Annotated in this window: 22 protein-coding genes; 17 read left to right on the top strand and 5 right to left on the bottom strand. The window is 68.8% G+C overall.

What is annotated here, in order from left to right; translation table 11 throughout:
• The 4 genes from priA to hisI are packed head-to-tail and all read left to right on the top strand — an operon-like array spanning position 1 to position 2,697.
• Entirely contained in the window at positions 1-756 is a 756-nt protein-coding gene (priA, locus tag DYE23_RS13300) for a bifunctional 1-(5-phosphoribosyl)-5-((5-phosphoribosylamino)methylideneamino)imidazole-4-carboxamide isomerase/phosphoribosylanthranilate isomerase PriA (RefSeq protein WP_013471796.1), read from the top strand.
• Complete coding sequence (locus tag DYE23_RS13305) at positions 753-1,571, top strand: inositol monophosphatase family protein (protein WP_011894465.1); 819 nt, start codon at positions 753-755, stop codon at positions 1,569-1,571. The genes priA and DYE23_RS13305 overlap by 4 nt, the downstream gene beginning before the upstream one ends.
• Positions 1,568-2,353, top strand: a complete 786-nt coding sequence (hisF, locus tag DYE23_RS13310) for an imidazole glycerol phosphate synthase subunit HisF (RefSeq protein WP_011894464.1) — start codon at positions 1,568-1,570, stop codon at positions 2,351-2,353. Before DYE23_RS13305 ends, hisF begins: the two co-directional genes overlap by 4 nt.
• The gene (gene hisI, locus DYE23_RS13315) at positions 2,350-2,697 is read left to right on the top strand and encodes a phosphoribosyl-AMP cyclohydrolase (RefSeq protein WP_011894463.1); all 348 of its coding nucleotides are present in this window, start codon (positions 2,350-2,352) and stop codon (positions 2,695-2,697) included. Before hisF ends, hisI begins: the two co-directional genes overlap by 4 nt.
• 89 nt (positions 2,698-2,786) lie before the next feature.
• Here hisI and DYE23_RS13320 read toward each other — a convergent pair whose 3' ends face one another.
• Both DYE23_RS13320 and DYE23_RS13325 read right to left on the bottom strand, forming a co-directional pair.
• Positions 2,787-3,581: an ABC transporter ATP-binding protein gene (locus tag DYE23_RS13320; protein WP_011894462.1), complete on the bottom strand. Its 795-nt coding sequence runs from the start codon at positions 3,579-3,581 to the stop codon at positions 2,787-2,789.
• Positions 3,578-4,033 carry a peroxiredoxin gene (locus tag DYE23_RS13325; RefSeq protein WP_172527771.1) on the bottom strand — a complete coding sequence of 152 codons (456 nt, stop codon included), beginning with the start codon at positions 4,031-4,033 and terminating at the stop codon, positions 3,578-3,580. Before DYE23_RS13325 ends, DYE23_RS13320 begins: the two co-directional genes overlap by 4 nt.
• A 32-nt stretch (positions 4,034-4,065) precedes the next feature.
• On the opposite strand from DYE23_RS13325, the gene DYE23_RS13330 reads away from it, so the two are divergent.
• From DYE23_RS13330 to DYE23_RS13390, 13 genes are all read left to right on the top strand, one after another.
• The gene (locus DYE23_RS13330; RefSeq protein ID WP_011894460.1) at positions 4,066-5,592 is read left to right on the top strand and encodes an anthranilate synthase component I; all 1,527 of its coding nucleotides are present in this window, start codon (positions 4,066-4,068) and stop codon (positions 5,590-5,592) included.
• Positions 5,589-6,170, top strand: coding sequence for a TIGR02234 family membrane protein (locus tag DYE23_RS13335; protein ID WP_115327378.1), 582 nt, complete (start codon positions 5,589-5,591; stop codon positions 6,168-6,170). The genes DYE23_RS13330 and DYE23_RS13335 overlap by 4 nt, the downstream gene beginning before the upstream one ends.
• Positions 6,171-6,242: 72 nt before the next feature.
• Positions 6,243-7,061, top strand: coding sequence for an indole-3-glycerol phosphate synthase TrpC (gene trpC / locus DYE23_RS13340; protein ID WP_011894458.1), 819 nt, complete (start codon positions 6,243-6,245; stop codon positions 7,059-7,061).
• Positions 7,062-8,324 carry a tryptophan synthase subunit beta gene (trpB, locus tag DYE23_RS13345; protein WP_011894457.1) on the top strand — a complete coding sequence of 421 codons (1,263 nt, stop codon included), beginning with the start codon at positions 7,062-7,064 and terminating at the stop codon, positions 8,322-8,324.
• A complete protein-coding gene (gene trpA, locus DYE23_RS13350; protein WP_011894456.1) occupies positions 8,321-9,109 on the top strand; it encodes a tryptophan synthase subunit alpha in 789 nt (262 codons plus the stop codon). Before trpB ends, trpA begins: the two co-directional genes overlap by 4 nt.
• A complete protein-coding gene (lgt, locus tag DYE23_RS13355) occupies positions 9,106-11,628 on the top strand; it encodes a prolipoprotein diacylglyceryl transferase (RefSeq protein ID WP_115327379.1) in 2,523 nt (840 codons plus the stop codon). Before trpA ends, lgt begins: the two co-directional genes overlap by 4 nt.
• 66 nt (positions 11,629-11,694) lie before the next feature.
• A complete protein-coding gene (locus DYE23_RS13360; RefSeq protein WP_115327380.1) occupies positions 11,695-13,119 on the top strand; it encodes an HNH endonuclease signature motif containing protein in 1,425 nt (474 codons plus the stop codon).
• Between the two features lie 27 nt (positions 13,120-13,146).
• Complete coding sequence (locus DYE23_RS13365) at positions 13,147-13,632, top strand: TM2 domain-containing protein (RefSeq protein ID WP_011894453.1); 486 nt, start codon at positions 13,147-13,149, stop codon at positions 13,630-13,632.
• Positions 13,622-14,032, top strand: coding sequence for a DUF2752 domain-containing protein (locus tag DYE23_RS13370; RefSeq protein ID WP_115327381.1), 411 nt, complete (start codon positions 13,622-13,624; stop codon positions 14,030-14,032). Before DYE23_RS13365 ends, DYE23_RS13370 begins: the two co-directional genes overlap by 11 nt.
• Positions 14,033-14,109: 77 nt before the next feature.
• Positions 14,110-18,654, top strand: coding sequence for a glutamate synthase large subunit (gene gltB / locus DYE23_RS13375; RefSeq protein WP_115327382.1), 4,545 nt, complete (start codon positions 14,110-14,112; stop codon positions 18,652-18,654).
• Positions 18,647-20,155, top strand: a complete 1,509-nt coding sequence (locus DYE23_RS13380) for a glutamate synthase subunit beta (RefSeq protein WP_115327383.1) — start codon at positions 18,647-18,649, stop codon at positions 20,153-20,155. The genes gltB and DYE23_RS13380 overlap by 8 nt, the downstream gene beginning before the upstream one ends.
• A 27-nt stretch (positions 20,156-20,182) precedes the next feature.
• Positions 20,183-21,601 (top strand): pyruvate kinase, encoded by a 1,419-nt coding sequence (pyk, locus tag DYE23_RS13385; RefSeq protein ID WP_115327384.1) that lies wholly within the window; start codon positions 20,183-20,185, stop codon positions 21,599-21,601.
• 16 nt (positions 21,602-21,617) lie between these two features.
• On the top strand, positions 21,618-22,478 hold the full coding sequence (locus DYE23_RS13390; RefSeq protein ID WP_011894448.1) for an acyl-CoA thioesterase II: 861 nt from the start codon (positions 21,618-21,620) through the stop codon (positions 22,476-22,478).
• 4 nt (positions 22,479-22,482) lie between these two features.
• Here the strand turns inward: DYE23_RS13390 and DYE23_RS13395 are convergent, their stop codons facing one another.
• The 3 genes from DYE23_RS13395 to cydD are packed head-to-tail and all read right to left on the bottom strand — an operon-like array spanning position 22,483 to position 26,010.
• The gene (locus DYE23_RS13395; protein ID WP_011894447.1) at positions 22,483-22,980 is read right to left on the bottom strand and encodes a DUF4190 domain-containing protein; all 498 of its coding nucleotides are present in this window, start codon (positions 22,978-22,980) and stop codon (positions 22,483-22,485) included.
• Positions 22,977-24,461 (bottom strand): ATP-binding cassette domain-containing protein, encoded by a 1,485-nt coding sequence (locus DYE23_RS13400; protein WP_115328958.1) that lies wholly within the window; start codon positions 24,459-24,461, stop codon positions 22,977-22,979. The genes DYE23_RS13395 and DYE23_RS13400 overlap by 4 nt, the downstream gene beginning before the upstream one ends.
• Positions 24,448-26,010 (bottom strand): thiol reductant ABC exporter subunit CydD, encoded by a 1,563-nt coding sequence (cydD, locus tag DYE23_RS13405; protein ID WP_115327385.1) that lies wholly within the window; start codon positions 26,008-26,010, stop codon positions 24,448-24,450. Before cydD ends, DYE23_RS13400 begins: the two co-directional genes overlap by 14 nt.
• Between the last annotated feature and the right edge of the window lie 6 nt (positions 26,011-26,016).

A 26,016-nucleotide genomic window follows, 5' to 3' on the forward strand; every position in this document is an offset into this window, starting at 1 on the left:
GTGAATCCCGTGAATGCCTCTTCGAAGCTCATCCTGCTGCCCGCGGTCGACGTGGTCGAGGGTCGCGCCGTGCGACTCGTGCAGGGGCAGGCCGGCAGCGAGACCGAGTACGGGTCGGCGCTGGACGCGGCGATGCAATGGCAGAGCGACGGCGCCGAGTGGATCCATCTGGTCGATCTGGACGCCGCGTTCGGGCGAGGATCGAACCGTGAGCTGCTCGCCGATGTGGTCGGCCGTCTCGACGTGGCCGTGGAGTTGTCCGGCGGTATCCGCGACGACGAGTCGCTGGCCGCGGCGCTGGCGACCGGCTGCGCGCGGGTGAACCTCGGCACCGCCGCGCTGGAGAATCCGCAGTGGTGCGCGAAGGTCGTCGCCGAGCACGGCGAGAAGGTCGCCGTCGGGCTCGACGTCAAGATCGAAGACGGTCAGTACCGGTTGCGGGGCCGGGGCTGGGAGACCGACGGCGGCGATCTGTGGACCGTGCTGGAACGTCTTGACGGCGAAGGGTGTTCGCGTTTCGTGGTCACCGACGTGACCAAGGACGGAACCCTCAACGGACCCAACCTGGATCTGCTGGCCCAGGTGTGCGAGCGCACCGACGCCCCCGTCATCGCATCCGGCGGAGTGTCGAGTCTCGACGACCTGCGCGCGATCGCCACCCTGACCGATCGTGGGGTCGAGGGTGCGATCGTCGGAAAGGCGTTGTACGCGGGGCGGTTCACCCTGCCGCAGGCACTCGACGCGGTCCGGACGTGACGCTCGACCGTTCGCAGCTGGTCGATCTGCTCACCACGGCGGCCGGTGTGCTCGACGGTGCGTCTGCCCAGTTCATCGACGGCCACCGGGCTGACTCGGCGGTGGCCAAGAAGGGCAACGACTTCGCCACCGAGGTCGACCTGGCGATCGAGCGGCGCGTGGTGGCCGAGCTGAACCGACTGACCGGCATCGGGGTGCACGGCGAGGAGTTCGGCGGTGAATCGCTGGAATCCGAGCAGGTCTGGGTGCTCGATCCGATCGACGGCACGTTCAACTACGCGGCCGGGTTGCCGACGGCCGCGATACTGCTGGGTCTTCTGATCGACGGCGAACCGGTGCTCGGGCTGACGTGGCTGCCGTTCATGGACCTGCGTTACACGGCGATCCTCGGCGAGCAGGTGCGGTGCAACGGCGCGCCACTGCCCGGGTTGGAACCGGTGAGCCTGGCCGAATCGATCGTCGGCACAGGCACGTTCAACATCGACTCGCGCGGACGCTATCCCGGCCGCTACCGCGTCAAGGTCCTGGAGAATCTCAGCCGGGAGTGCTCGCGGATGCGCATGCACGGCGCCACCGGGGTCGACTTCGCCTACGTCGCCGCCGGAGTCCTGGGCGGGGCGATCAGCTTCGGCCACCACATCTGGGATCACGCCGCCGGGGTGGCGCTGGTGCGCGCCGCCGGGGGAGTCGTCACCGATCTGGACGGTGAACCGTGGACCGCGTCCTCACCGTCGGCGCTGGCCGCCGCACCCGGTGTGCACGAGGAGATTCTGCAGCTCCTGCGCGCGGCCGGTGATCCGAAGGACTACCTGTGAAGCCGGCGAGTGATGTCGCCACCCGGGTGATCCCGTGTCTGGACGTCGACGACGGCCGCGTGGTCAAGGGCGTGAACTTCGCGAATCTGCGTGACGCCGGGGATCCGGTCGAGCTGGCCGCCGCCTACGACGCCGAGGGCGCCGACGAGCTGACCTTCCTCGACGTCACCGCATCGTCCTCAGGCCGGTCCACGATGCTGGAGGTGGTGCGGCGCACCGCCGAGCAGGTCTTCATCCCGCTGACCGTCGGCGGCGGTGTGCGGTCGATCGCCGACGTCGACGTGCTGCTGCGTGCCGGCGCCGACAAGGTGTCGGTGAACACCGCCGCGATCGCGCGTCCGGAGTTGCTCGCCGAGTTGTCGCGGCAGTTCGGCTCGCAGTGCATCGTGCTGTCGGTCGACGCCCGCACCGTCCCGGAGGGATCCACGCCGACCACGTCGGGGTGGGAGGTCACCACGCACGGCGGTCGGCGCGGCACCGGCATCGACGCGGTCGAATGGGCTTCCCAGGGCGCCGAACTCGGCGTCGGCGAGATCCTGCTGAATTCGATGGACGCCGACGGGACGAAGGCGGGCTTCGATCTGAAGATGCTGCGTGCGGTGCGCGGCGCGGTGACCGTTCCGGTGATCGCGAGCGGGGGCGCAGGAGCGGTGGAGCACTTCGCGCCGGCCGTCTTCGCCGGTGCGGACGCGGTGCTGGCGGCGAGCGTGTTCCATTTCGGTGACCTGACCATCGGTGAGGTGAAGGCGGCGATGAAGGCCGAAGGGATTGTGGTGCGGTGAGTCTGGATCCCACGATCGCGGCCCGTCTGAAGCGCAATGCCGACGGTCTGTTCACCGCGGTGGTGCAGGAGCGCGGGTCGGGTGATGTCCTGATGGTCGCGTGGATGGACGACGATGCGCTGGCCCGCACCCTGGAAACCCGTGAGGCGACGTACTTCTCGCGCTCGCGCGGCGAGCAGTGGATCAAGGGCAGGACTTCAGGGCACACGCAGCACGTGCACTCGGTGCGGCTGGACTGTGACGGTGACACCGTGCTGCTCGTGGTCGACCAGGTCGGCGGCGCGTGCCACACCGGCGATCACTCGTGCTTCGACGCCGATCTGTTGCTCGACCCCGAGGCTTAGCCCTCCCGGCGGGGCGTCGAGTCTGAACATATCGGCGAGAATTGAGCCGCCGATGAGTAACAGCCTCAGAGTCGGCGAGCGGTCAGCACCTAGATGATGCGTGACGCCTTGGCCCGCGCGGTCCAGCGGCCTTCGTCGTAGCCGACCACCACGGGATGCGCGAACGCCTCCGACACCGTCTCGGTGGTGATGGTCTCGCGGGCCGGGCCACTGGCCACGGTGCGGCCGTCGGCGATCAGCAGCGCATGGGTCGTCGAGGTCGGCAGTTCCTCGAGATGGTGCGTCACCAGGATGGACGCCACTTCGGGGTGGGTCTGGTCCAGGGAGTCGATGGTCTCCAGAAGCTGTTCGCGCGCAGCCACATCGAGCCCGGTGGACGGCTCGTCGAGCAGCAGTAGGCGAGGCTCGGCGATCAGTGCGCGGGCGATCAGGGTGCGGCCGCGCTCACCCTGGGACAGCGTCGGCCACACGTCGTCGGCCTTGTGGGACAACCCGACTGCGGAGATCATCGCGTCGGCGCGTGCGTTCTCCTCGTCGGAGGCCGTCCACCGCATCGGAGTGTCGATCGTCGCGGTGATCCCGGTCATCACGACCTCGCGGACCGTCAGCGAGTACTGCAGCTGATGGCGCGGATTCACGTGGCCGATGGAGTGCCGCAGCCGGGACAGATCCACCCGACCCATCTGCTCACCGAGGATCCGCACCGTGCCCGACGTCGGGAACAGGACCGCGGCGCAGAATCCCAGCAGCGTGCTCTTGCCCGCGCCGTTGGGACCGAGCAGCGCCCAGTGCTCACCCGCGCCGACGGTCAGCGAGATGCCGTCGATGATGCGTGTGCCGTTGCGGCGGAACGTCACATCGGAGAGTTCCAGAACTGCGGTCACCGCGCGCGCAGCACCTCGAGCGCCTTGTCGGCGTGGGTGTCCATGCTGAACTCGCTGGCGATGACCTCGAGCACGGTGCGGTCGGTGTCGATGACGAACGTGGTCCGTTTCACCGGCATGAACTTGCCGAGCAGTCCGCGCTTGACGCCGAACTGGGCGGCGACCGTGCCCTCGGTGTCCGAGAGTAGGGGATAGTCGAAGTTCTGCTTGTCGGCGAACTGTGCCTGCTTGTCGACGGGGTCGGCGCTGATGCCGACCCGGGTGGCACCCACCGCGGCGAACTCGGCGGCGAGGTCGCGGAAGTGGCAGGCCTCCTTGGTGCACCCCGGGGTCATCGCCGCCGGGTAGAAGAACAGCACGACGGGGCCGTCGGCCAGAAGCCCGGTCAACGTCCTGGTGGTCCCCGTCTGGTCCGGGAGTTCGAACTCGGTCACGCGATCGCCACGATTCACGATCTCCACGGTACTTCTGAGACGATTACCGGGTGCAGACGACCGCCGATCTCTCCGTGACGACGTCGCGTGAGGACTTCCGGACGCTGGCCGCCGAGCACCGCGTGGTCCCGGTGACCCGCAAGGTGCTCGCCGACAGCGAGACGCCGCTGTCGGCGTATCGCAAGCTCGCCGCCAACCGGCCCGGAACCTTCCTGCTGGAGTCGGCGGAGAACGGCCGGTCGTGGTCGCGATGGTCGTTCATCGGCGCGGGCGCCCCGTCGGCGTTGACGGTCCGCGACGGCGAGGCCGTCTGGCTCGGGGTCATCCCGCAGGACGCGCCCGCCGGGGGTGACCCGCTGCAGGCGCTCAGGACCACGCTGACGCTGCTGGAGACCGCCGCACTGCCCGGCCTGCCGCCGCTGTCCTCGGGTCTGGTCGGTTTCTTCGCCTACGACCTGGTCCGCCGGCTGGAACGGCTGCCGGAGCTGACCGTCGACGACCTCGGCCTGCCGGACATGATGCTGCTGCTGGCCACCGACATCGCGGCGGTCGACCACCACGAGGGCACGATCACGTTGATCGCGAACGCGGTCAACTGGAACGGCACCGACGAACGCGTCGACGAGGCCTACGACGACGCGGTGGCGCGTCTGGACGTGATGACCGCGGCGCTCGCCGAGCCGCTGGCGTCGACGGTCGCGACGTTCCGCAGGCCCGCGCCGCAGCCCCGTGCGCAGCTCAGCGTCGACGAGTACACCGCGATCGTCGACAAACTGGTCGGCGACATCGAGGCCGGTGAGGCCTTCCAGGTGGTGCCGTCGCAACGGTTCGAAATGGACACTGCCGCAGACCCGCTCGATGTGTACCGGATGCTGCGGGTCACCAACCCGAGCCCGTACATGTACCTGCTCAATGTGCCGGATCACGATGGGGGACTGGACTTCTCGATCGTCGGATCGAGCCCCGAAGCGCTCGTCACCGTCAAGGACGGGCGCGCGACGACCCACCCGATCGCCGGTACCCGGTGGCGCGGCGACACCGAAGAGGAGGACATCCTCCTGGAGAAGGAGTTGCTCTCCGACGAGAAAGAACGCGCCGAGCATCTGATGCTCGTCGATCTCGGCCGCAACGATCTGGGCCGGGTCTGCCGGCCGGGCACCGTCAAGGTTGAGGACTACAGCCACATCGAGCGCTACAGCCACGTCATGCACCTGGTGTCGACGGTGACCGGGCTGCTCGCCGACGGCAGGTCCGCCCTCGACGCGGTGACGGCGTGCTTCCCGGCGGGAACGTTGTCGGGGGCGCCGAAGGTGCGGGCCATGGAGCTCATCGAGGAGGTCGAGAAAACCCGTCGCGGCCTGTACGGCGGCGTGCTCGGCTATCTCGACTTCGCGGGCAACGCCGACTTCGCGATCGCGATCCGGACGGCCCTGATGCGCGACGGCACGGCCTATGTGCAGGCCGGCGGCGGCGTCGTCGCCGACTCTAACGGCCCGTACGAATACAACGAGTCCGCCAACAAGGCGCGTGCGGTGCTGGCCGCGATCGCCGCGGCGGAGACGCTGAGCGAGCCGTGATCCGGATCGCGCAGCTCCTTCTGATCCTCGCCGCGGCGGGGCTCTGGGCGGCGTCGCGGATGACGTGGGTGCAGATCAGTTCCTTCGACGGTCTCGGGCAGCCGAAGACCACGGACCTGTCCGGAGCCACCTGGTCGACCGCGCTCGTTCCGCTGGCGCTGCTGATCCTGGCGGCGGCGGTCGCGGCGCTGGCCGTGCGCGGGTGGCCGTTGCGGATCCTGGCGGTGCTGGTGGCCGCCGCGAGCGCCGGCATGGGTTATCTGGCGATCAGCCTGTGGGTGGTCGCCGATGTGGCTGTGCGCGCCGCACGGTTGGCCGAGGTGCCGGTGGCCGATCTGCTCGACACGCAGCGCGACTACGTCGGCGCGGTGATCACCCTGATCGCGGCCGCGTTGTCGCTGGTGGGTGCCGTCGTGATGATGCGGTCGGCCGCGCGCGGGCGCGCCGAGACCGCGCGCTACACCCGCCGACCCGCCGCCGAGGCACCGACCGAGGCGTCGGCGATGTCGGAGCGGATGATCTGGGATGCGCTCGATGAGGGACGCGATCCGACCAATCCCGACAACAAGGGGCGGTGACAACTCATGGCGCGGTGGCGACTACCCTTCGGGGTGCATCGAAAGGCCGTCTGGGGAAGGGAAGGGGCGCCCATGGGTTCGGCGACCGTCCTCGATTCCATCCTCGAGGGAGTGCGCGCTGACGTCGCTGCCCGCGAGGCTGTCGTCAGCTTGGCCGAGGTCAAAGCGAGAGCTGAGCGCGCGCCTGCGCCGCTCGACGTCATGGCCGCGCTTCGCGCGCCGGGCATCGCGGTGATCGCCGAGGTGAAGCGGGCCAGCCCGTCACGCGGCGAGCTGGCGTCGATCGCCGATCCCGCCGAACTGGCCAGCGCCTACGAGAGCGGCGGAGCGCGCGCGATCAGCGTGCTGACCGAGCAGCGCCGCTTCAACGGATCGCTCGACGACCTGGACGCGGTCCGCGCGGCGGTGTCGATTCCGGTGCTGCGCAAGGACTTCATCGTCCGGCCCTACCAGATCCACGAGGCGCGGGCGCACGGCGCCGATCTGCTGCTGCTCATCGTGGCGGCGCTGGAGCAGCCCGCCCTGGAGTCGCTGCTGGAACGCACCGAGTCTCTCGGGATGACCGCGCTGGTCGAGGTGCACACCGAGGAAGAGGCGGATCGCGCACTGCAGGCGGGTGCCTCGCTCATCGGCGTGAACGCTCGCAACCTCAAGACCCTTGAGGTCGACAGGGACTGCTTCGCGCGCATCGCGCCGGGTCTGCCCACCAACGTGATCAAGATCGCCGAGTCGGGCGTGCGCGGTACCGCCGACCTGCTCGCCTACGCCGGGGCCGGCGCCGACGGTGTTCTCGTCGGCGAGGGCCTGGTGACCAGCGGCGACCCGCGCAGCGCGGTGGCCGACCTGGTGACCGCCGGTACCCATCCGTCCTGCCCGAAACCCGCTCGCTAAGTGGTCGATTTCGCCGGCCCCGACCTGCCGCGCGCCAGCGCCGCGGTCGCTGAGCCCACCCCGCACGACCCCGACGCCCGAGGCCACTTCGGCGCCTACGGCGGACGGTTGGTTCCCGAGGCGCTGATGGCGGTTATCGAGGAGGTGACCGCGGCGTATGAGAAGGCACGCAGCGACCAGACGTTCCTCGATGAACTCGACCGCCTGCAACGCCACTACACCGGCCGCCCGTCACCGCTCTACGAAGCCGAACGGCTCAGCGAGCACGCGGGCGGTGCGCGGATCTTCCTGAAACGAGAAGACCTCAACCACACCGGATCTCACAAGATCAACAACGTGCTGGGGCAGGCGCTGCTGGCCAAGCAGATGGGCAAGACCCGGGTCATCGCCGAGACCGGTGCCGGGCAGCACGGCGTGGCGACCGCGACCGCGTGCGCGCTGCTGGGCCTGGAATGTGTCATCTACATGGGCGCGGTGGACACCGCCCGACAGGCGCTGAACGTGGCCAGGATGCGTCTGCTCGGAGCCTCGGTGGTGTCCGTCGAGTCGGGCTCGAAGACGTTGAAGGACGCCATCAACGAGACGTTCCGGGACTGGGTCGCCGACGCCGACAACACGTACTACTGCTTCGGCACGGCGGCCGGACCGCACCCGTTCCCGATGATGGTGCGCGACTTCCAGCGCGTCATCGGGATGGAAGCCCGTGCGCAGATGCTCGATCAGGCGGGACGCCTGCCCGACGCCGTCGTCGCCTGTGTCGGAGGCGGATCGAACGCGATCGGGATCTTCCACGCGTTCATCGACGACCCGGGCGTCGACCTGATCGGGTACGAGGCGGCGGGCGACGGCGTCGAAACCGGACGTCACGCCGCGACGTTCACCGGCGGATCGCCCGGCGCGTTCCAGGGCTCGTTCTCGTACCTGTTGCAGGACGAGGACGGACAGACCATCGAATCCCATTCGATCTCAGCAGGTTTGGACTATCCCGGTGTCGGGCCGGAGCACGCGCTGCTCAAGGACGTGGGTCGTGCGCGGTATCTTCCGATCACCGACAGCGAGGCGATGGACGCGCTGTCGCTGTTGAGCCGTACCGAAGGCATCATCCCGGCCATCGAGTCCGCGCATGCGATCGCCGGAGCGCTCAAGCTCGGCGTCGAGCGGGGCCCCGGAACGGTGATCTTGGTCAACCTGTCTGGTCGGGGCGACAAGGACGTCGAGACGGCGGCGAAGTGGTTCGGTCTGATGGAGGACGGGGCACGATGAGCCGGCTGGCCGGGCTGTTCGACTCCTGCCGTGCCGAGGGCCGTTCGGGGCTGATCGGCTATCTGCCCACCGGGTTTCCGGATGTCGACACGTCGATCCAGGCGATGGTCGCGCTGGTCGAGTCTGGCTGCGACATCGTCGAGGTGGGTGTCGCATACTCGGACCCCGGCATGGACGGTCCGGTCATCGCGGCGGCGACCGAAGTCGCGCTGCGCGGCGGCGTCCGGGTGCACGACGCGTTCCGCGCTGTCGAGGCGATCAGCAATGCCGGCGGCAAGGCGGTCGTAATGACGTACTGGAATCCGGTGTTGCGCAAGGGAGTCGACACGTTCGCCCGTGACCTGGCGTCGGCAGGCGGGCTCGGGTTGATCACGCCGGACCTGATCCCCGACGAGGCCGACGACTGGTTCGCCGCCTCCGAGGCACACGATCTGGACCGGATCTTCCTGGTGGCCCCGTCGTCGACGCCGGAGCGTCTCGCCGAGACGGTGCAGGCGTCCCGCGGATTCGTCTACGCGGCGTCCACGATGGGCGTCACCGGCGCACGCGACGCGGTGTCCAACGCCGCGCCGGAGCTCGTCGCGCGCGTGAAGGCCATCTCGGACATCCCGGTCGGTGTGGGGCTGGGCGTGCGCTCCCGTGAGCAGGCAGCAGAGATCGGCGCCTACGCCGACGGCGTCATCGTCGGATCGGCACTGGTGTCGGCGCTCAAGGAGGGCATCCCCGCGGTGCGCTCGCTGACAGCGGAACTTGCAGACGGCGTACGGCAGAGGATCACTGCGTGACGACGACGGTACTGGCCTACATCCCGAGTCCACCTCAGGGCGTTTGGTACCTCGGCCCGTTCCCGCTCCGCGCCTACGCGCTGTGCATCATCGTCGGCATCGTCGCCGCACTGGTGATCGGCGACCGCCGCTGGGTCGCACGTGGCGGGGAACCCGGCGTCATCTACGACATCGCGTTGTGGGCGGTGCCTTTCGGCCTCATCGGCGGCCGGCTCTACCACGTCATCACGGACTGGCCCACCTACTTCGGTGAGGGTGGCGCCGGTCCCGCTGCGGCCCTGCGGATCTGGGACGGCGGACTCGGCATCTGGGGAGCGGTCGCGCTCGGCGCCGTCGGCGCCTGGATCGCGTGTCGCCGCCGGGGGATACCGCTGCCTGCTTTCGGGGACGCGATCGCCCCGGGAATCGTTCTGGCCCAGGCCATCGGCCGGCTCGGCAACTACTTCAACCAGGAACTCTACGGCCGGGAGACCACTGTCCCGTGGGGTCTGGAGATCTACGAGCGTCGCAATTCCGCGGGCGTGCTCGACTCCCTCAACGGCATCTCGACCGGTGAGTTGATCGGGGTCGTTCACCCGACGTTCCTGTACGAGTTGCTGTGGAACCTGCTGGTTTTCGCGGTGCTGATCCTGGTGGATCGTCGGTTCAAGATCGGTCACGGCCGGTTGTTCGCGCTGTATGTCGCGGGCTACTGCGCGGGACGTTTCTGGATTGAGCTGATGCGCAGTGACACGGCGACGCTGCTGGCCGGAATTCGGGTCAACACCTTCACGGCCACCTTCGTGTTCGTCGCCGCCGTGGTCTACGTCATCGTGGCGCCGAAGGGCAGGGAAGCTCCCGAGTCGCTGCGCGGAAATCAGGACGCCGAGTCCGACGTCGAGGACCTCGCCAAAGATGTGGCTCTGGCATCCGCGGTCGGAGTCGTCGCAGCAGCGACGGTCGCCGGCGAGGATGAGAAGCGGGATGGCGGCGGATCGCCGCCCGGTGGGCTGGGTTCGGTCGAAGGCGATGAAGCGCTGGAAGCGGCCGGGGGTGCATCGGCCGCCAATGAGTCCGCCGTCGAAGGGGCGGCCGACGCGGCGGACCTCGTCGCATTGCTCGAAGCCTCGGAGGATGTCGAGGTCGCGGACGGCGCAGTCGAACCCCAAGAAGTCGACGCACCTCCGGTACCCGATGAGGCCGGTGGTCTCGGCGCGGTCGAAGGTGAGGAGGCGGCCGAAGCTGCCGCCGGCGCCGGTGCTGCCCGCGCGTCGGTATCAGATGATGCGGAGGCGTTGACCGACGCCGATGCCGATGCCGATGCCGAAACCGCGGCCGTCGAGGATGCGCCGGAGGTTCACGAGGCTGCGGTCGAGGGTGAGGCCGAGGCTGAGGAGCTGGCTGCTGAGGCTGAGGTTGCCGAAGTTGATGCGGACGCTTTGACCGACGTCGATGCCGAGACCGAGGCTGCGGGTCTGGGTTCGGTCGATGGCGATGAGGTGGCTGCGGCCGTCGAGGATGCGCCGGAGGTTCACGAGGCTGCGGTCGAGGGTGAGGCCGAGGCCGAGGAGCTGGCTGCTGAGGCAGAGGTTGAGGCCGTCGCCGCTGAGGTTGCCGAAGTTGATGCCGACGCTTTGAACGACGCCGACGACGATGTGGATGCCGAGACCGAGGCTGCGGTCGAAGGTGAGGCCGAGGCCGAAGAACTGGCTCCCGAGGCTGACGCGGAAGCTCAAGTGGCCGCCGAGGTTGCCGAGGTTGATGCGGAGACTTTGACCGGCGCCGACGAAGATGTGGACGCCGAGGCCTTGACCGATGCCGACGCCGAGGCTGCGGGTCTGGGTTCGGTGGATGGTGATGAGGTGGCTGCGGCGGTTGAGGATGCGCCGGAGGTTCACGAGGCTGCGGTCGAAGGTGAGGCCGAAGCCGAGGAGCTGGCTGCCGATGCTGACGCTGAGGCTTTGAACGACGCCGACGCCGAGGCCGAGGCTTTGACCGACGCCGAGACCGAGGCTGCGGGTGTGGGTTCGGTGGATGGTGATGAGGTGGCTGCGGCGGTTGAGGATGCGCCGGAGGTTCATGAGGCTGCGGTCGAAGGTGAGGCCGAGGCTGAAGAACTGGCTGCCGATGCTGACGCTGAGGCCGTCGCTGAGGTTGCCGAGATTGATGCTGAGGCTTTGAACGACGCCGACGCCGACGCCGACGCCGATGCCGATGCCGACGCCGATACCGACGCCGATACCGATGCCGAGACCGAGGCTGCTGGTCTGGGCTCGATGGATGGTGATGAGGTGGCCGCGGCGGTTGAGGATGCGCCGGAGGCTCACGAGGCTGTCGAGGGTGTTGCCGAAGTTGATGCTGAGGCGTTGACCGATGCTGAGCCGGAGGAGTCGGACGCCGAGGGCGAACCCGAAGGCCCGGCGTTGCCGACGTCTGAACATTCTCCTTACACGGTGGTCACCGAGTCGTCGTCTGAGCCTGCTCAGTCGGGACCCGCAGGCCTTGTGCGCCAATGGATTCGTCGGCGCCGTAACCGCTGATCCAAGTCTGCAGCCCGCACCCCGACGGACCCATTGTTGTCGGTAGCTTCCGGCATAATAGAACACATGTTCGAAGCGGCGGGTCCGGCAGACCTCGTGGACGCGATGACGTCTGCTGCGCGGTGCGAATCGCGCGCTGCTGCCGAGCGTCTCGCGGCCGTCGCATCGCTGTACCGCGTGCGCAAGAGCATGTACGTCGAGGCGGGTCTGTGGCGTACCGACGTGTTCGAGGCTGTTGCCGCCGAAGTGTCGGCGGCGCAGAACATCAGCCGTTGGCGTGCCGGAAGCCAAGTACGAATGGCGGTGTCGCTGTATGAACGCCTGCCTCAGGTCGCGGAGGTGTTCTACCGGGGCGACATCGACCAGCGCATGGCGCAGCTGACCCTGTCGCGCACCGAAACCGTCGACGACGCGATCATCGCCGAGCTCGATGCGGCGTTGGCCCGACGCATCGTCAAGTGGATGCGGTTTTCGAAAGACAAGCTGAGAGATCGCCTGGATCAGTGGGTGGCCAAATTCGACCCCGCAGGCGTGCGCGTACCTCCGGCCGCCAAAGACAACCGGTATTTCGATGTGACGCCGGACGTACCCGGCATGGCCTTCGCCGGAGGCGTGCTGACGGCACGAGATGCGGCGGCGCTGGACCAGCGCCTGGAGGCCATGGCGGACACGGTGTGCGCCAACGACCCTCGGACCTGGAACCAGCGCCGCGCCGATGCTGCCGGCGCTCTGGGCCGCGGGGAGGCGACGCTGGCCTGCCAGTGCGGCGGTGATGATTGCCCCGCCGCCGCGTTGCGTGAGTCGGCAGCCAAGGTGGTCATCCACATCCTGGCCGAGCAGGCGACGGTCGAGGGCCGCAGTGACGACCCGGGCTACCTGTCGGGTTTCGGCGTATTGCCGGCCGAGGAGGTTCGCGCGGCGGCCAGGACGGCGAAGCTGGTCCCTGTCAGCCAGCCCGGTACCGAACCCGAGACCGGGTACAAGCCGTCGGCGAAGCTACGTGACTATCTGCGCTGGCGGGATCTGACGTGCCGCTTCCCGGGTTGCGACGCCCCGGTGGAAGGCTGCGATGTCGACCACACGACGCCGTGGCCGTTCGGAGTCACCCATGCGTCGGGGACCAAGCATTACTGCAGGACACATCATTTGATCAAGACTTTCTACGGCGGACCGTCCGGCTGGCGTGATGCGCAGAGCCCCGATGGCACCGTCGTGGTGATCGCCCCGACGGGACACGTGTACAGCACCGAGGCACACGGTGCCGGTCTGTTCCCGAAGCTCGCCGAACCGACGGCGCCGCTGCCGCCGCCGACCTCGACGCAGGAACCGTCGGACAAGTCGGCGATGATGCCGCGACGCAAGCGAACCCGCGAACAGGACCGCCGCGCCCGGATTGAGCGTGAACGGCGGCAGCGCATCGAGCTCGACGCCGAGGAAGAACGTCAGCGCCAGGCCTGGCTCGCCGAAACCCACGAACCGCCACCCTTCTGAAGCTTCTGTTCTGGCATTCTGGGAGGCATGACCGAGCCCCCGTTCAGTGGCAACGAAGGCGCAGATAAGTATCCGCCTCCGCCGCAGCAACCGGGCTACGTGCCGCCCGGCTCCCAGTATGTGCCGCCCCCGCCGGGTGCCTACCCCCCGTCGGGGGCTTACCCGCCACCGGTGCAGGGCGGCTACCCCGGTGGATATCCGGGCAGCTACGTCGACCCGATGGCGCCCTATGGTCGGCATCCTCTGACCGGTGAACCGCTGTCGGACAAGTCGAAGACCGTCGCCGGCCTCCTCCAACTCCTCGGCATCTTCGGCTTCCTTGGGATCGGCCGCATGTACATCGGTCAGGTCGGTTTCGGGGTCGCTCAGCTGGTCGGATGCCTGGTGCTCGGTGCCGTCACCTGCGGTGTGGGATTCATCGTCCCCGTGATCTGGGGGATCGTCGACGCGGTCCTGATGTTCACCGACAAGGTGCGCGATCCGCAGGGGCGTCCACTGCGCGATGGCACCTAGCCCGGCGCTGAGCACCCGGACGCGGTGGGCGCTCGGGTCGGCGGCAGGCGCGGTGGGAATCGGTGCATTCGCCTACATCGGCCTCGGCGACCCGCACCGCCCGGGCTTCTTCCCGCCGTGCCCGTTTCTCGAGATGACCGGCTGGCTGTGCCCGGGGTGCGGCGGCCTGCGCATGACCCACGACCTTCTCCACGGCGACATCGCAGCCGCATTCGTGGACAACGCCTTCATCCTCATCGGAGTGCCGCTGCTGATCGTCTGGGCGTTGATCCGTCGTCGCCAGTCCCTGCGGGTGTTCACCGTGTCCGCCTTCGCTGTGATCTTCGCCGCTGTGATCGGGTGGACGATCGTCCGTAACCTACCCGGATTCCCGCTGGTCCCGACCCTTCTCACCGGGTGATCGCCGACCTGCGCTGATACACTCGACCAACGGGCCGGTGCAGTCCCTGACGACGATATTCAGGACTGCGGAGGCCCATGTCCACGCTTTTTTCAGCGCTGCCCCAACCCCAGGGTCTCTACGACCCCGCCAACGAGTCGGACTCCTGCGGCGTGGCGATGGTCGTCGACATCCAGGGCAGAAGCTCGCATTCCATCGTCACCGACGGGCTCATCGCACTGGAGCATCTGGAGCACCGCGGTGCCGCCGGCGCGGAACCCAACAGCGGTGACGGAGCAGGGATCCTGATCCAACTTCCGGTGGATCTGCTGCGCGACGTCGCCGACTTCGATCTGCCCCCTGCCACCGGCGACGGCAACACCTTCGCCGCCGGCATCTGCTACCTGCCCCAGGACCCGGTGCAGCGCGACGCCGCCCGCGCAGCCGTCGAAACCATTGCCGCCGAGGAGAATCTCGACGTCCTGGGCTGGCGCGAGGTTCCCGTCGATCCCGCGGGCGCCGAGATCGGCAGGACCGCACTGGACTGCATGCCCCACATGGCCCAGCTGTTCGTCGCCGCCCCCGAACGTGACGGAAAACGGCCGGGCGGAATCGAACTCGACCGACGGGTCTATCCGCTGCGCAAGCGTGCCGAACAAACCGGGGTCTATTTCCCGTCACTGTCCAGTCGCACCATGGTGTACAAGGGCATGCTCACGACAATGCAGCTCCCGCAGTACTTTCCCGACCTGCGCGACGAACGCTGCATCAGCGCCATCGCCATCGTGCACAGTCGCTTCTCCACCAACACTTTTCCGTCCTGGCCGCTGGCACACCCGTTCCGGTTCGTCGCCCACAACGGGGAGATCAACACCGTGCGCGGCAACCGCAACCGCATGCATGCCCGAGAGGCGATGCTAGCCAGTGCCCACATCCCCGGTGACCTGAGTCGGCTTTCACCGATCTGCACGCCCGACGCGTCGGACTCGGCCTCCTTCGATGAGGTCCTCGAACTCCTGCATCTCGGCGGACGCAGTCTGCCCCACGCCGTCCTGATGATGATCCCGGAGGCGTGGGAGAACAGCACCACGATGGAGCCCGATGAGCGGGCCTTCTGGCAGTTCCACGCCTCGTTGATGGAACCGTGGGACGGACCTGCGTGCGTCACCTTCACCGACGGGACCCTCGTCGGAGCCGTCCTGGACCGCAATGGTTTACGTCCGGGCCGATGGTGGCGCACCCTGGACGACCGCCTCATCCTCGCCAGCGAGAGCGGCGTTCTCGACGTCCCGTCATCCGAGATCGTCGCGAAGGGCCGGCTGCAGCCGGGCAAGATGCTGTTGGTCGACACCGCGGCGGGCCGGATCGTCTCGGACGACGAGATCAAACAGGAACTCTCGGCCGCGCAACCCTACGGTGAATGGCTGCATTCAGGGTTGCTCGAGCTCACCACCCTGCCCGACCGCGGGCACATCCAGCCCAACCACGAGTCGGTCGTGCGACGTCAGGTCAGCTTCGGATACACCGAGGAGGAACTGCGTATTCTCCTCGCGCCGATGGCGGCGTCCGGCGCTGAACCCCTCGGTTCCATGGGCACCGACACCCCCGCAGCGGTGCTGTCCCAGCGGTCCAAGCTGCTCTACGACTACTTCGTCGAACTCTTCGCCCAGGTGACCAACCCGCCGTTGGACGCCATCCGCGAAGAGATCGTCACCTCGATGGCGCGCGTCATGGGTCCAGAGCAGAACCTCCTCGAGCCCGGCGCCGCGTCCTGTCGCCAGATCAAGCTGCCGTGGCCGGTTCTCGACAACGACGAGCTCGGCAAGATCGTCCACATCAACGACGACGGTGAACACCCCGGGCTGCGCACCGCCGTCCTGCGTGCCCTCTACGACGTCGAGCGTGGCGGTGAAGGTCTCGCCGACGCCCTGGAGGACCTCCGTCTGCGCGCCTGCGAGGCGATCGCCAAAGGCGCACGCACACTGGTCATCTCGGACCGCGACTCCGACCACACCAAAGCTCCCGTCCCGTCGCTGCTCGCCGTCTCGGCGGTCCACCATCACCTCGTCGGGACCAAGCAGCGCACGTCGGTCGCCCTCGTCGTGGAAAGCGGCGACGCGCGCGAGGTGCACCACATCGCGATGCTGATCGGTTTCGGCGCCGCAGCGGTCAACCCGTACCTCGCGTTCGAGTCCATCGAGGACCTCATTCGCGAGGGTGAGCTGACCGGCATCGAACCCTCGACCGCGGTGCGCAACTACCTCAAGGCGCTCGGCAAGGGCGTCATGAAGGTGATGAGCAAGATGGGGATCTCCACGGTCGCCTCCTACACCGCCGCCCAGGCTTTCGAGGCCATCGGCATCGACCGCGACGTCATCGACGAGTACTTCACCGGAACCCCGACCCAGCTCGGCGGCATCGGTCTCGACGTCATCGCCGAAGAGGTCAAGCTCAGGCATCGGCGCGCATATCCCGAGAACCCCACCGAGCGGGTGCACCGACGGCTGGAGGTCGGCGGCGAGTACGCGTTCCGTCGCGAGGGCGAGCTCCACCTCTTCACGCCGGAAGTCGTTTTCCTGCTGCAACATTCGACCCGCACCGGACGCTACGAGGTCTTCAAGCAGTACTCCGACGAGGTCGACCGCCTCGGCCGGGACGGGGGAGCGCTGCGCGGGCTGTTCGACTTCAAGAAGGGACTGCGAGAGCCCGTCCCGCTCGACGAGGTCGAGTCCGCCGACGAGATCGTCAAGCGGTTCAACACCGGCGCGATGAGCTACGGCTCGATCTCGGCGGAGGCCCACGAGACGATGGCCATCGCGATGAACGCTCTCGGCGGCCGCTCCAACAGCGGCGAGGGCGGCGAGGACGTCGACCGGCTCTACGACCCGAAGCGTCGCAGCGCCGTCAAGCAGGTCGCGTCGGGGCGGTTCGGTGTCACCAGCGACTATCTGGTCAATGCCACCGACATCCAGATCAAGATGGCCCAGGGTGCCAAACCCGGTGAGGGAGGCCAGCTTCCGGGGTACAAGGTCTATCCCAACATCGCCAAGACCCGGCATTCCACCCCGGGTGTCGGGTTGATCTCCCCGCCGCCGCACCACGACATCTACTCGATCGAGGATCTCGCCCAGCTGATCCACGATCTCAAGAACGCCAACGCCGATGCGCGTATCCACGTCAAGCTGGTCAGCTCCGTGGGCGTCGGCACCGTGGCCGCTGGTGTGTCGAAAGCGCACGCCGACGTCGTGCTCATCTCCGGGTATGACGGCGGCACCGGCGCCGCACCACTGACGAGCCTCAAACATGCGGGCGCGCCGTGGGAGATCGGGTTGGCCGACACTCAGCAGACGCTGGTGCTCAACGGACTTCGCGACCGCATCACGGTACAGTGCGACGGCGGGATGCGCACCGCCCGCGACGTCATGGTCGCGATGCTGCTCGGCGCCGAGGAATACGGTTTCGCGACAGCGCCGCTGGTCGTCTCGGGCTGCATCATGATGCGGGTCTGCCATCTCGACACCTGCCCGGTCGGTGTCGCGACGCAGAACCCGCAACTGCGGGCCCGCTTCAACGGTAAGCCCGAGTTCGTGGAGAACTTCTTCCGGTTCATCGCCGAGGACATCCGGAAGTATCTGGCCGAGCTCGGATTCCGCTCGATCGACGAGGCGGTGGGGCACGCCGAGATGCTCGACACCGCCGCCGGGGTTGCGCACTGGAAGAGTCGGGGCCTCGACCTGAGCCCCCTGTTCGCGGTGCCGGACACGGCCACCCAACGCCGCCGGACCCGCGACCAGGACCACGGCCTCGACCAGGCACTCGACCGCACGCTGATCCAGCTTGCCGAGGGTGCACTGGAGGACGCGCACCCGGTCCGCCTCGAGCTCCCGGTGCGGAACGTCAACCGCACGGTCGGCACGCTGCTCGGCAGCGAGGTGACCCGGCGCTACGGCGCACAGGGCCTGCCCGAGGACACCATCCACATCGCCCTGACCGGCTCGGCCGGTCAGTCGCTCGGCGCGTTCCTGCCCCCGGGCATCACGCTGGAGCTGGTCGGCGACGCCAACGACTATGTGGGCAAGGGACTTTCCGGCGGCAAGATCATCGTCAAACCCCAGGACGATGTGCTGTTCCTGGCCGAGGACAACGTGATCGCCGGCAACACGCTGCTCTTCGGCGCCACCTCCGGCGAGCTCTACCTGCGCGGTCGGGTGGGGGAGCGTTTCGCGGCGCGCAACTCCGGCGCGCTGACCGTCGTCGAGGGCGTCGGAGACCACGCCTGCGAGTACATGACGGGCGGCCGCGTGGTGGTGCTGGGCAAGGTCGGCCGCAACATGGCCGCGGGAATGTCGGGCGGCATCGCGTTCGTGCTCGGCCTGGATCCGCGGCGGGTGAACACCGCGATGGTGGAGTTGCAGCGCCTCGAACCCGAAGACCTCGCGTGGCTGCACGGCGTGGTCGGTCAGCACGCCCGCTACACGGGCAGCACGGTCGCGACCTCGCTGCTGTCCGACTGGCCCAGGCGCAGTGCGCAATTCACCAAGATCATGCCGCGTGACTACCAGCGCGTGCTCCAGGCGACCCGGATGGCCAAGGCCGAGGGACGCGACGTCGACTCAGCGATCATGGAGGCCAGTCGTGGCTGACCCGCACGGATTCCTCGAGGTGGCCAAGGTGGACGCCGCCAAACGTCCCGTCGACGAGCGGATCGGCGACTGGCGCGAGGTCTACGAAACGCAGGACCCCCACCAGCGGGCAGGTGAGGTGTCCCAGCAGGCCCGCCGGTGCATGGACTGCGGAATCCCGTTCTGCCACTCGGGAACCGCCGGATGCCCGCTGGGCAACCTGATCCCGGAGTGGAACGACCTGGTGCGGCGCGGACGATGGGATGCCGCCAGCGACCGGTTGCACGCGACGAACAACTTCCCCGAGTTCACCGGCCGCCTGTGCCCGGCCCCGTGCGAGGCGGCCTGCGTGCTGTCGATCTCCGAAGAGCAGACCGGCGGCAGCGTCACCATCAAACGGATCGAACAGACCATCGCCGACCAGGCCTGGATGGACGGGTTGGTCGAACCCCAGCCGCCCGCCATCGCCACCGGTAGGAAGGTCGCCGTCGTCGGAAGCGGTCCCGCCGGTCTCGCGGCCGCGCAGCAACTGACCCGCGCCGGGCACGATGTCACCGTCTACGAACGGGATGACCGTATCGGCGGCCTGATGCGCTACGGCATCCCCGAGTACAAGTTGGAGAAGGACACCCTCAACCAGCGGCTCGCCCAGATGCGGGCCGAGGGAACACGATTCGTCACCGAATGCGAGGTGGGGGTGGATCTGCCCATCGAGCAGCTCCGCGCCCAGCACGATGCGGTGGTGCTCGCCGTCGGGGCGCTGCGGGCCAGGGACAACCAAGTGGAGGGGCGCGACCTCGACGGCGTGCACCTGGCGATGGAACATCTCGTGCCCGCCAACAGGGAGTGCGAGGGAGACGGACTCAGCGAGCTCAGCGCCGCCGGCAAGCACGTCGTCATCATCGGTGGCGGCGACACGGGCGCGGACTGCCTCGGTACCGCGCACCGCCAGGGCGCCGCGTCGGTGACCCAGCTGGACTACAACCCGGAACCCCCCGAATCGCGCGACGACACCCGTTCGCCGTGGCCGACATGGCCGATCATGCTGCGCACCAAGCTCTCACCGGCGCACGCCGAAGGCGGCCGGCGGCGCTATCAGGTCGCCGTGCAGCGCTTCCTCGGCGACGACCGCGGCAACCTGCGCGCGCTGGAGATCGCGGAGGTCAAGGTCGAGCGCGACGACTCCGGCCGCAGGCACATCGTGCCGGTCGGGGAGTCGCTGCAGATCCCGTGCGATCTGGCGCTGCTGGCCATCGGCTTCGACGGTGTCGAGCACATGCCTCTGCTCGACAAGCTGGGTCTGTCACTCAACCGGCGCGGCACCCTGGCGTGCGGTTCGGACTGGCAGACCGACGCGCCCGGCGTGTTCGTGTGTGGCGACGCACACCGGGGCGCGTCGCTGATCGTGTGGGCGATCGCCGAAGGGCGCAGCGCTGCCCACGCCGTCGATGCGTATCTGATGGGCGAGTCCGATCTGCCCGCCCCGGTCCGGCCGGGAGCGCTACCGCTGGCCGTCGTCTGAATCGATTAACGACTATGCTCAGGTGTCGTGACTCGACGCGGAAAAATCGTCTGTACGCTCGGCCCGGCCACCGCCTCGGACGAAGCGGTCAGGCAGTTGGTCGAGTCCGGAACGGACGTCGCGAGGCTCAACTTCAGCCACGGTGACTACCCCGACCACGAGGCCAATTACAAGCGGGTCCGGGCCGCGTCCGACGCGACCGGCCGCGCCGTCGGAATCCTCGCGGACCTGCAGGGACCGAAGATCAGACTGGGTCGGTTCGCCGACGGCCCGACCGTCTGGCGCAACGGTGAGACGATCCGGATCACCGTCGACGACTTCGAGGGCACCCACGACCGGGTGTCGACGACCTACAAGCGGCTGGCGCAGGACGCCACGCCCGGCGACCGCGTCCTCGTCGACGACGGCAACGTGGGTCTGGTCGTCGAGCACATCGACGGCAATGACGTCGTCTGCACGGTCACCGAGGGCGGCAAGGTCAGCAACAACAAGGGCATGTCGCTGCCCGGCATGAACGTGTCGGCGCCGGCGCTGTCGGAGAAGGACATCGACGACCTGGAGTTCGCGCTGCGCCTGGGCGTCGACCTGGTGGCGCTGTCGTTCGTGCGTTCACCCGCCGACGTCGAACTCGTCCACGAGATCATGGACCGCGTCGGGCGCCGCGTCCCGGTCATCGCGAAGCTGGAGAAGCCGGAGGCGATCGACAACCTCGAGGCGATCGTGCTGGCCTTCGACGCGATCATGGTCGCCCGCGGTGACCTGGGTGTCGAGCTGCCGCTCGAAGAGGTGCCGCTGGTGCAGAAGCGTGCGATCCAGATGGCAAGGGAGAACGCCAAACCCGTCATCGTGGCCACGCAGATGCTGGAGTCGATGATCGAGAACTCGCGACCCACCCGGGCGGAGGCCTCCGACGTCGCCAACGCGGTGCTCGACGGGGCGGACGCGGTGATGCTGTCCGGGGAGACCTCGGTGGGCAAGTTCCCGTTCGAGACGGTCCGCACGATGGCCCGCATCGTCAGCGCCGTCGAGGACAACTCGGTCGCCGTGCCTGCGCTGACCCACACGCCACGCACCAAACGCGGGGTGATCTCCTACGCCGCGCGCGACATCGGCGAACGTCTCGACGCCAAGGCGTTGGTCGCGTTCACCCAGTCCGGCGACACGGTGCGCCGTCTGGCCCGTCTGCACACCCCGCTGCCGGTGCTGGCGTTCACCTCGCTCCCCGAGGTGCGCAGCCAGCTGGCGCTGACGTGGGGCACCGAGACGTTCATCGTCCCGCACATCGACACCACCGACGGGATGATCCGGCAGGTCGACCAGTCGATGCTCAACCTCGGCCGCTACAAGCGGGGCGACCTGGTGGTCATCGTCGCGGGTGCGCCTCCCGGCACAGTAGGCTCCACCAATCTGATCCACGTCCACCGCATCGGGGAGGACGACGTCTAGCTGGAGGAGCAACCGGGTGTCGCGTCACGCAGACTTCGACGAGCTGCTCGCGATCCTCCACCTCGATCGGGTCGACGAGAACACGTTCATCGGCAGGCACCCCAGCAAGAACCCGGTCCGGACGTTCGGCGGTCAGATGATGGCGCAGGCGTTCGTCGCGGCCGGCCGCAGCCTGAACCACCCGACTCCGCCCAGCGCGCTGTCGGCCCATTTCATCGCCGGCGGCGACCCGGAGCAGGATCTGGAGTTCCACGTCGTGCGGCTGCGCGACGAGCGCCGGTTCGCCAACCGCCGCGTCGACGTCATGCAGAACGGTCAGCTGCTCACGACGGTGCTGGTGTCCTATCTGGCCGGCGGCAAGGGACTCGAACACGGCGTCGAACCGCCGCAGATCGACGACCCCGAGGCGGTGCTGCCGATCGACGAGTTGCTGCGCGGCTACGAGAAGATCGTGCCGCACTTCGCCGATGCGCTGCGCCCGATCGAATGGCGTTACACCAACGATCCCGCGTGGATCATGCGCGACAAGGGCGGCACCCTCGGCCACAACCGGGTGTGGATGACCGCTCAGGGCCCGATGCCCGACGACCAGGTCCTGCACGGCGCCGCGCTGGTGTACTCGTCGGACACCACGGTGCTCGATTCGATCATCACCACCCACGGACTTTCCTGGGGCCACGACCGGATCTTCGCCGTCACCACCAACCACACCGTCTGGTTCCACCGCCCCATCCGGTTCGACGAGTGGGTGCTCTACTCGACGACGTCGCCGGTGGCCGCGGATTCACGGGGGCTCGGTACCGGGCACTTCTTCGACCGGTCCGGTCAGCCGCTGGCGACCGTCGTGCAGGAAGGCATCGTCAAGCACTTCCCGTGACGGTCTAGGGAGTGGGCGTGACGGTGATGCTGAACTCGTTTTCGACCCGCTGGGTGAACTCGTTGGCGCACTGTTCGACCGCCGCCTGATCGGATCCGGCGCGGTTGAGGCAGTCGATGTAGTCGTTGCCGCCGACATCCTGGAACAGCTGCCAGCCGAAGATCGCCGTGATGATGATCGCGGCGATCGCGACGACGATGCTCAATGCGCCGAGCACGATGCCGGCCAGCGCGACCCCGCCGTTGTTGGCCTCGCCGCGCTTGACCCGGCCGCGGCCCAGGAAGCCGAGGACGACGGCGACGACGCCGAGGATCACGCCGCCGTAGAGGGTGAACATCGAGATGATCGCGACGACCAGGGATGCGGTCCCGAGTCCGTTCTTCGGGGCCACCGGATACGGCTGGGGCGAATACGGGCCGGGGTAGCCGCCGTAGGGCTGCGGGGGGTAGCCGCCCGGGTAGGTGCCGGGGGGTGGAGGCGGTGGCAGCGGCGGTTCGCTCATGTGGGGGAGATTACCTTCACATCGAGGGGTTCCGGCAGGTGATGAGTGGCGACGACGACAGTTCTCTCCGGACCGAACAACGCTCCCGGCGTGAGGAGTCCGGTCAGGATGGCATCGGCATCCGACGCGTCGAGATGTTCGGTCGGCTCGTCGAGAAGCACCGTCTGCGCGTTCGACACCAGCGCGCGGGCCAGAAGCAGTCGGCGTCGCTGACCGGCCGAGACCGCCGCGGCGCCGCCGACCAGCACCGTCGACAGGCCGTCGGACAGTCCGGCGAGCCATCGGCCGAGACCGCAGCGGCGCAGTGCGTCGAGGAGTTCGTCGTCGGTGGCGTCCCCGCGCGCGACGAGCAGGTTGTCGCGGACCGTGGTCGAGAACAGATGGGCGTCCTCGGCGAAGAACATTCCGGGGGTCTGCATGAGCAGCGTGGTCTTGCCGCAACCGCTGGGTCCGACGACCGCGACGCGGTCCCCGGGTTCGAGCACCGGCGGGGTCACGACCGGACGGCGGTCGTCGGCTTCGTCGTTCCCGGGGTCGGTGAGGGAGAGTAGCCGCTGCGCGGCGATGCGCCCGCGGGTCAGCGCGACCGCGGCACCGGGTAGCGCGGCGGTGCCCTCGAATGCCGCCAGTGGCACCAGCATCAGGATCGCGACGGTCGTGGGGGCGACGGTGGAGGCCAGCGCGATACCGGCGAGCACGGCGCCCACCACGCTCACGCCGAGCGCCGCGGTCGGAACCGCGGCCGCCACGGCGGCCGGTGCGGCGGCACGGTCGAGTGCGTGCCCCCAGCGGCGTTGCTCGGCGCCCGCGGTCGCGAGCACCTGGTCGAGACGTCCGCTGACGCGGAGCTCGGGGGCGTGCTCAAGTGCCAGCATCACCGCGGTATCGCGGTGCGCATGATGTTCGGCGGCAACGGTTTCGGTCGCGGTGACGGCCCGTGCGGCGAGAACCGGAGCGACGACGCCGGCGACCGCCATGCTCAGTGCGAGCACGACGGCAGCGGCCGGGGAGATCACCGCGATCGTGGTGACGGCGGCGATCGCGAGGACAGCCGCGACGCCGATGGGCACCACCGCACGGACGATGACGTCGGCCAGGTCGTCGACCCCCTGCCCGACGCGGGACACCAGATCGCCGCTACTGCGCCGCATCACCGCATCCGGCGGGCCACCGGCCAGCCTGGTGAAGATCTGCTCTCGGGCGGTGCCCGCCGCGCGCAGGGCCGTGTCGTGCGACGCCAGGCGTTCGCAGTATCCGAGAAGGCCCCGGGAGATGCCGAGGGCACGCACGGTCACCGCGGCGACGGTCAGATGCAGCACCGGCGGCATCTGCCAGGCGCGGGTGATCAGCCACGCCGACACCGCGGTCAGCGCGAGGGCACTGCCGAGCGACAGTGCCCCGAGCAGCACGGCGAGCGCGACGCGGGGCAGTCGGGGCCGCAGCAGCGGCCAAGCCGCCAGCAGGGGTTCACGACCGGACACGGGCACCGCCCATGTCGACGACCACGTCGCCGATCGCCAGCACGGGGTCGCGGTGGCCGACCACGATCACGGTCGCACCGTCGGCCGCACGGCGGGCGATCGCGGCGAGCACCCGAGCTTCGGTGGGTCCGTCGAGGTGCGCGGTGGGTTCGTCGAACAGCAACACCGCAGCGGGGGAGCCGAGCACCCGGGCCAGACCGAGGCGCTGTCGCTGGCCCAGGGACAGACCGACGCCGCCGCGACCGATCACGGTGTCCGCGCCGTCGGGCAGCGTGGCGAGGACTTCATCGAAACAGGCTGCCCGGCATGCTGATTCGAGGTCCGGAAGAGGACCGAAGAGTTCGAGGTTGTCGCGCACCGTACCCGGGATCAGCACCGGGCGCTGGGCGAGCCACGCCACCCGGGTCCACCACTGCCGCAGATCCAGCTCGGCGACCTCGACACCGTCGACCCTGATTCGGCCGGCGGGTGGCGGTCCGAGTCCGAGGATCGCCTGCAGCAGTGTCGACTTGCCGGCGCCGTTGGGGCCGGTGAGCACAGTGACGCGACCGGGTTCGGCAGTGAGCGCCGGATCGTCGACCTCCACGGTCACCGGGTGATCCGGGATGGCGTGGGTCCCCGCGGGAGACGCCGGGGCGTCGTCGAGGAAGCGGAAGGCCGCCTCCACCGCGGTCTTGCCGTCCTGGGCCGAGTGGAATGCGGCCCCGACGCGGCGCAGCGGCCAGAAGGCTTCGGGGGCGAGCAGCAACGCGGTCAGGCCCGCCGTCAGTGTCATGTCACCGAAGACCAGCCGCATCCCGACGCCGACCGCGACCAGGGCCACCCCGAGGGTCGCGAGGAGCTCGAGCACCAGCGCGGACAGGAAAGCTATCCGCATGGTGGCCATCGCCGAACGGCGATGCGCAGCACTGAGTTCGGCGATGCGGGTGGCCGCGCCGCGGGTACGGTCCAGTGCCCGCAGGGTCGGCAGGCCTGCCACCAGATCGAGCAGCCGCGACTGCAGCGTCGTCATCGCCGACAGCGCCGCCTCGGACCGGTCGGCGGTGGCCATCCCGATCAGGATCATGAAGATCGGGATCAGCGGTAGGGCGATCGCGACGATGACCGCCGAACGCCAGTCGTACCAGGCGATCACGGCCGCGGTGGTCGGCGTCAGCAACACCGCCAGCAGCAGCGACGGCAGATACGCGGTGAAGTACACCCGCAGACCGTCCAGGCCGCGGGTGATCACCACCGCGGCCTCGTCCCGGCGGGTGGCGAGTTCGCGGGGTGGGAGGGACGTCGCGGCGCGCAGCACCTGGTCCGTCAGATCGGCGATGACCGCGCTGGCGCCGTGCTGCGCGACGCGGCCCTGCTGCCAGTGCGCGAGCACGCGAACGGTCCACATCGACACCAGGATCGCCAGGGGGGCGGCCAACGCCTCGACGCTGCGGGACACGGGGTCGGTCACCACCCGCGCGACGAGGGACGCGAGCACCACCGCGGACGCGATCGTGCACGCCGCGATCAGCACCCCGTACGCCGTGGTGGCGGCCAGGAATCGGCGCATCGCCGC

It is taken from the genome of Mycolicibacterium gilvum (genome assembly GCF_900454025.1).
GTDB lineage: Bacteria > Actinomycetota > Actinomycetes > Mycobacteriales > Mycobacteriaceae > Mycobacterium > Mycobacterium gilvum.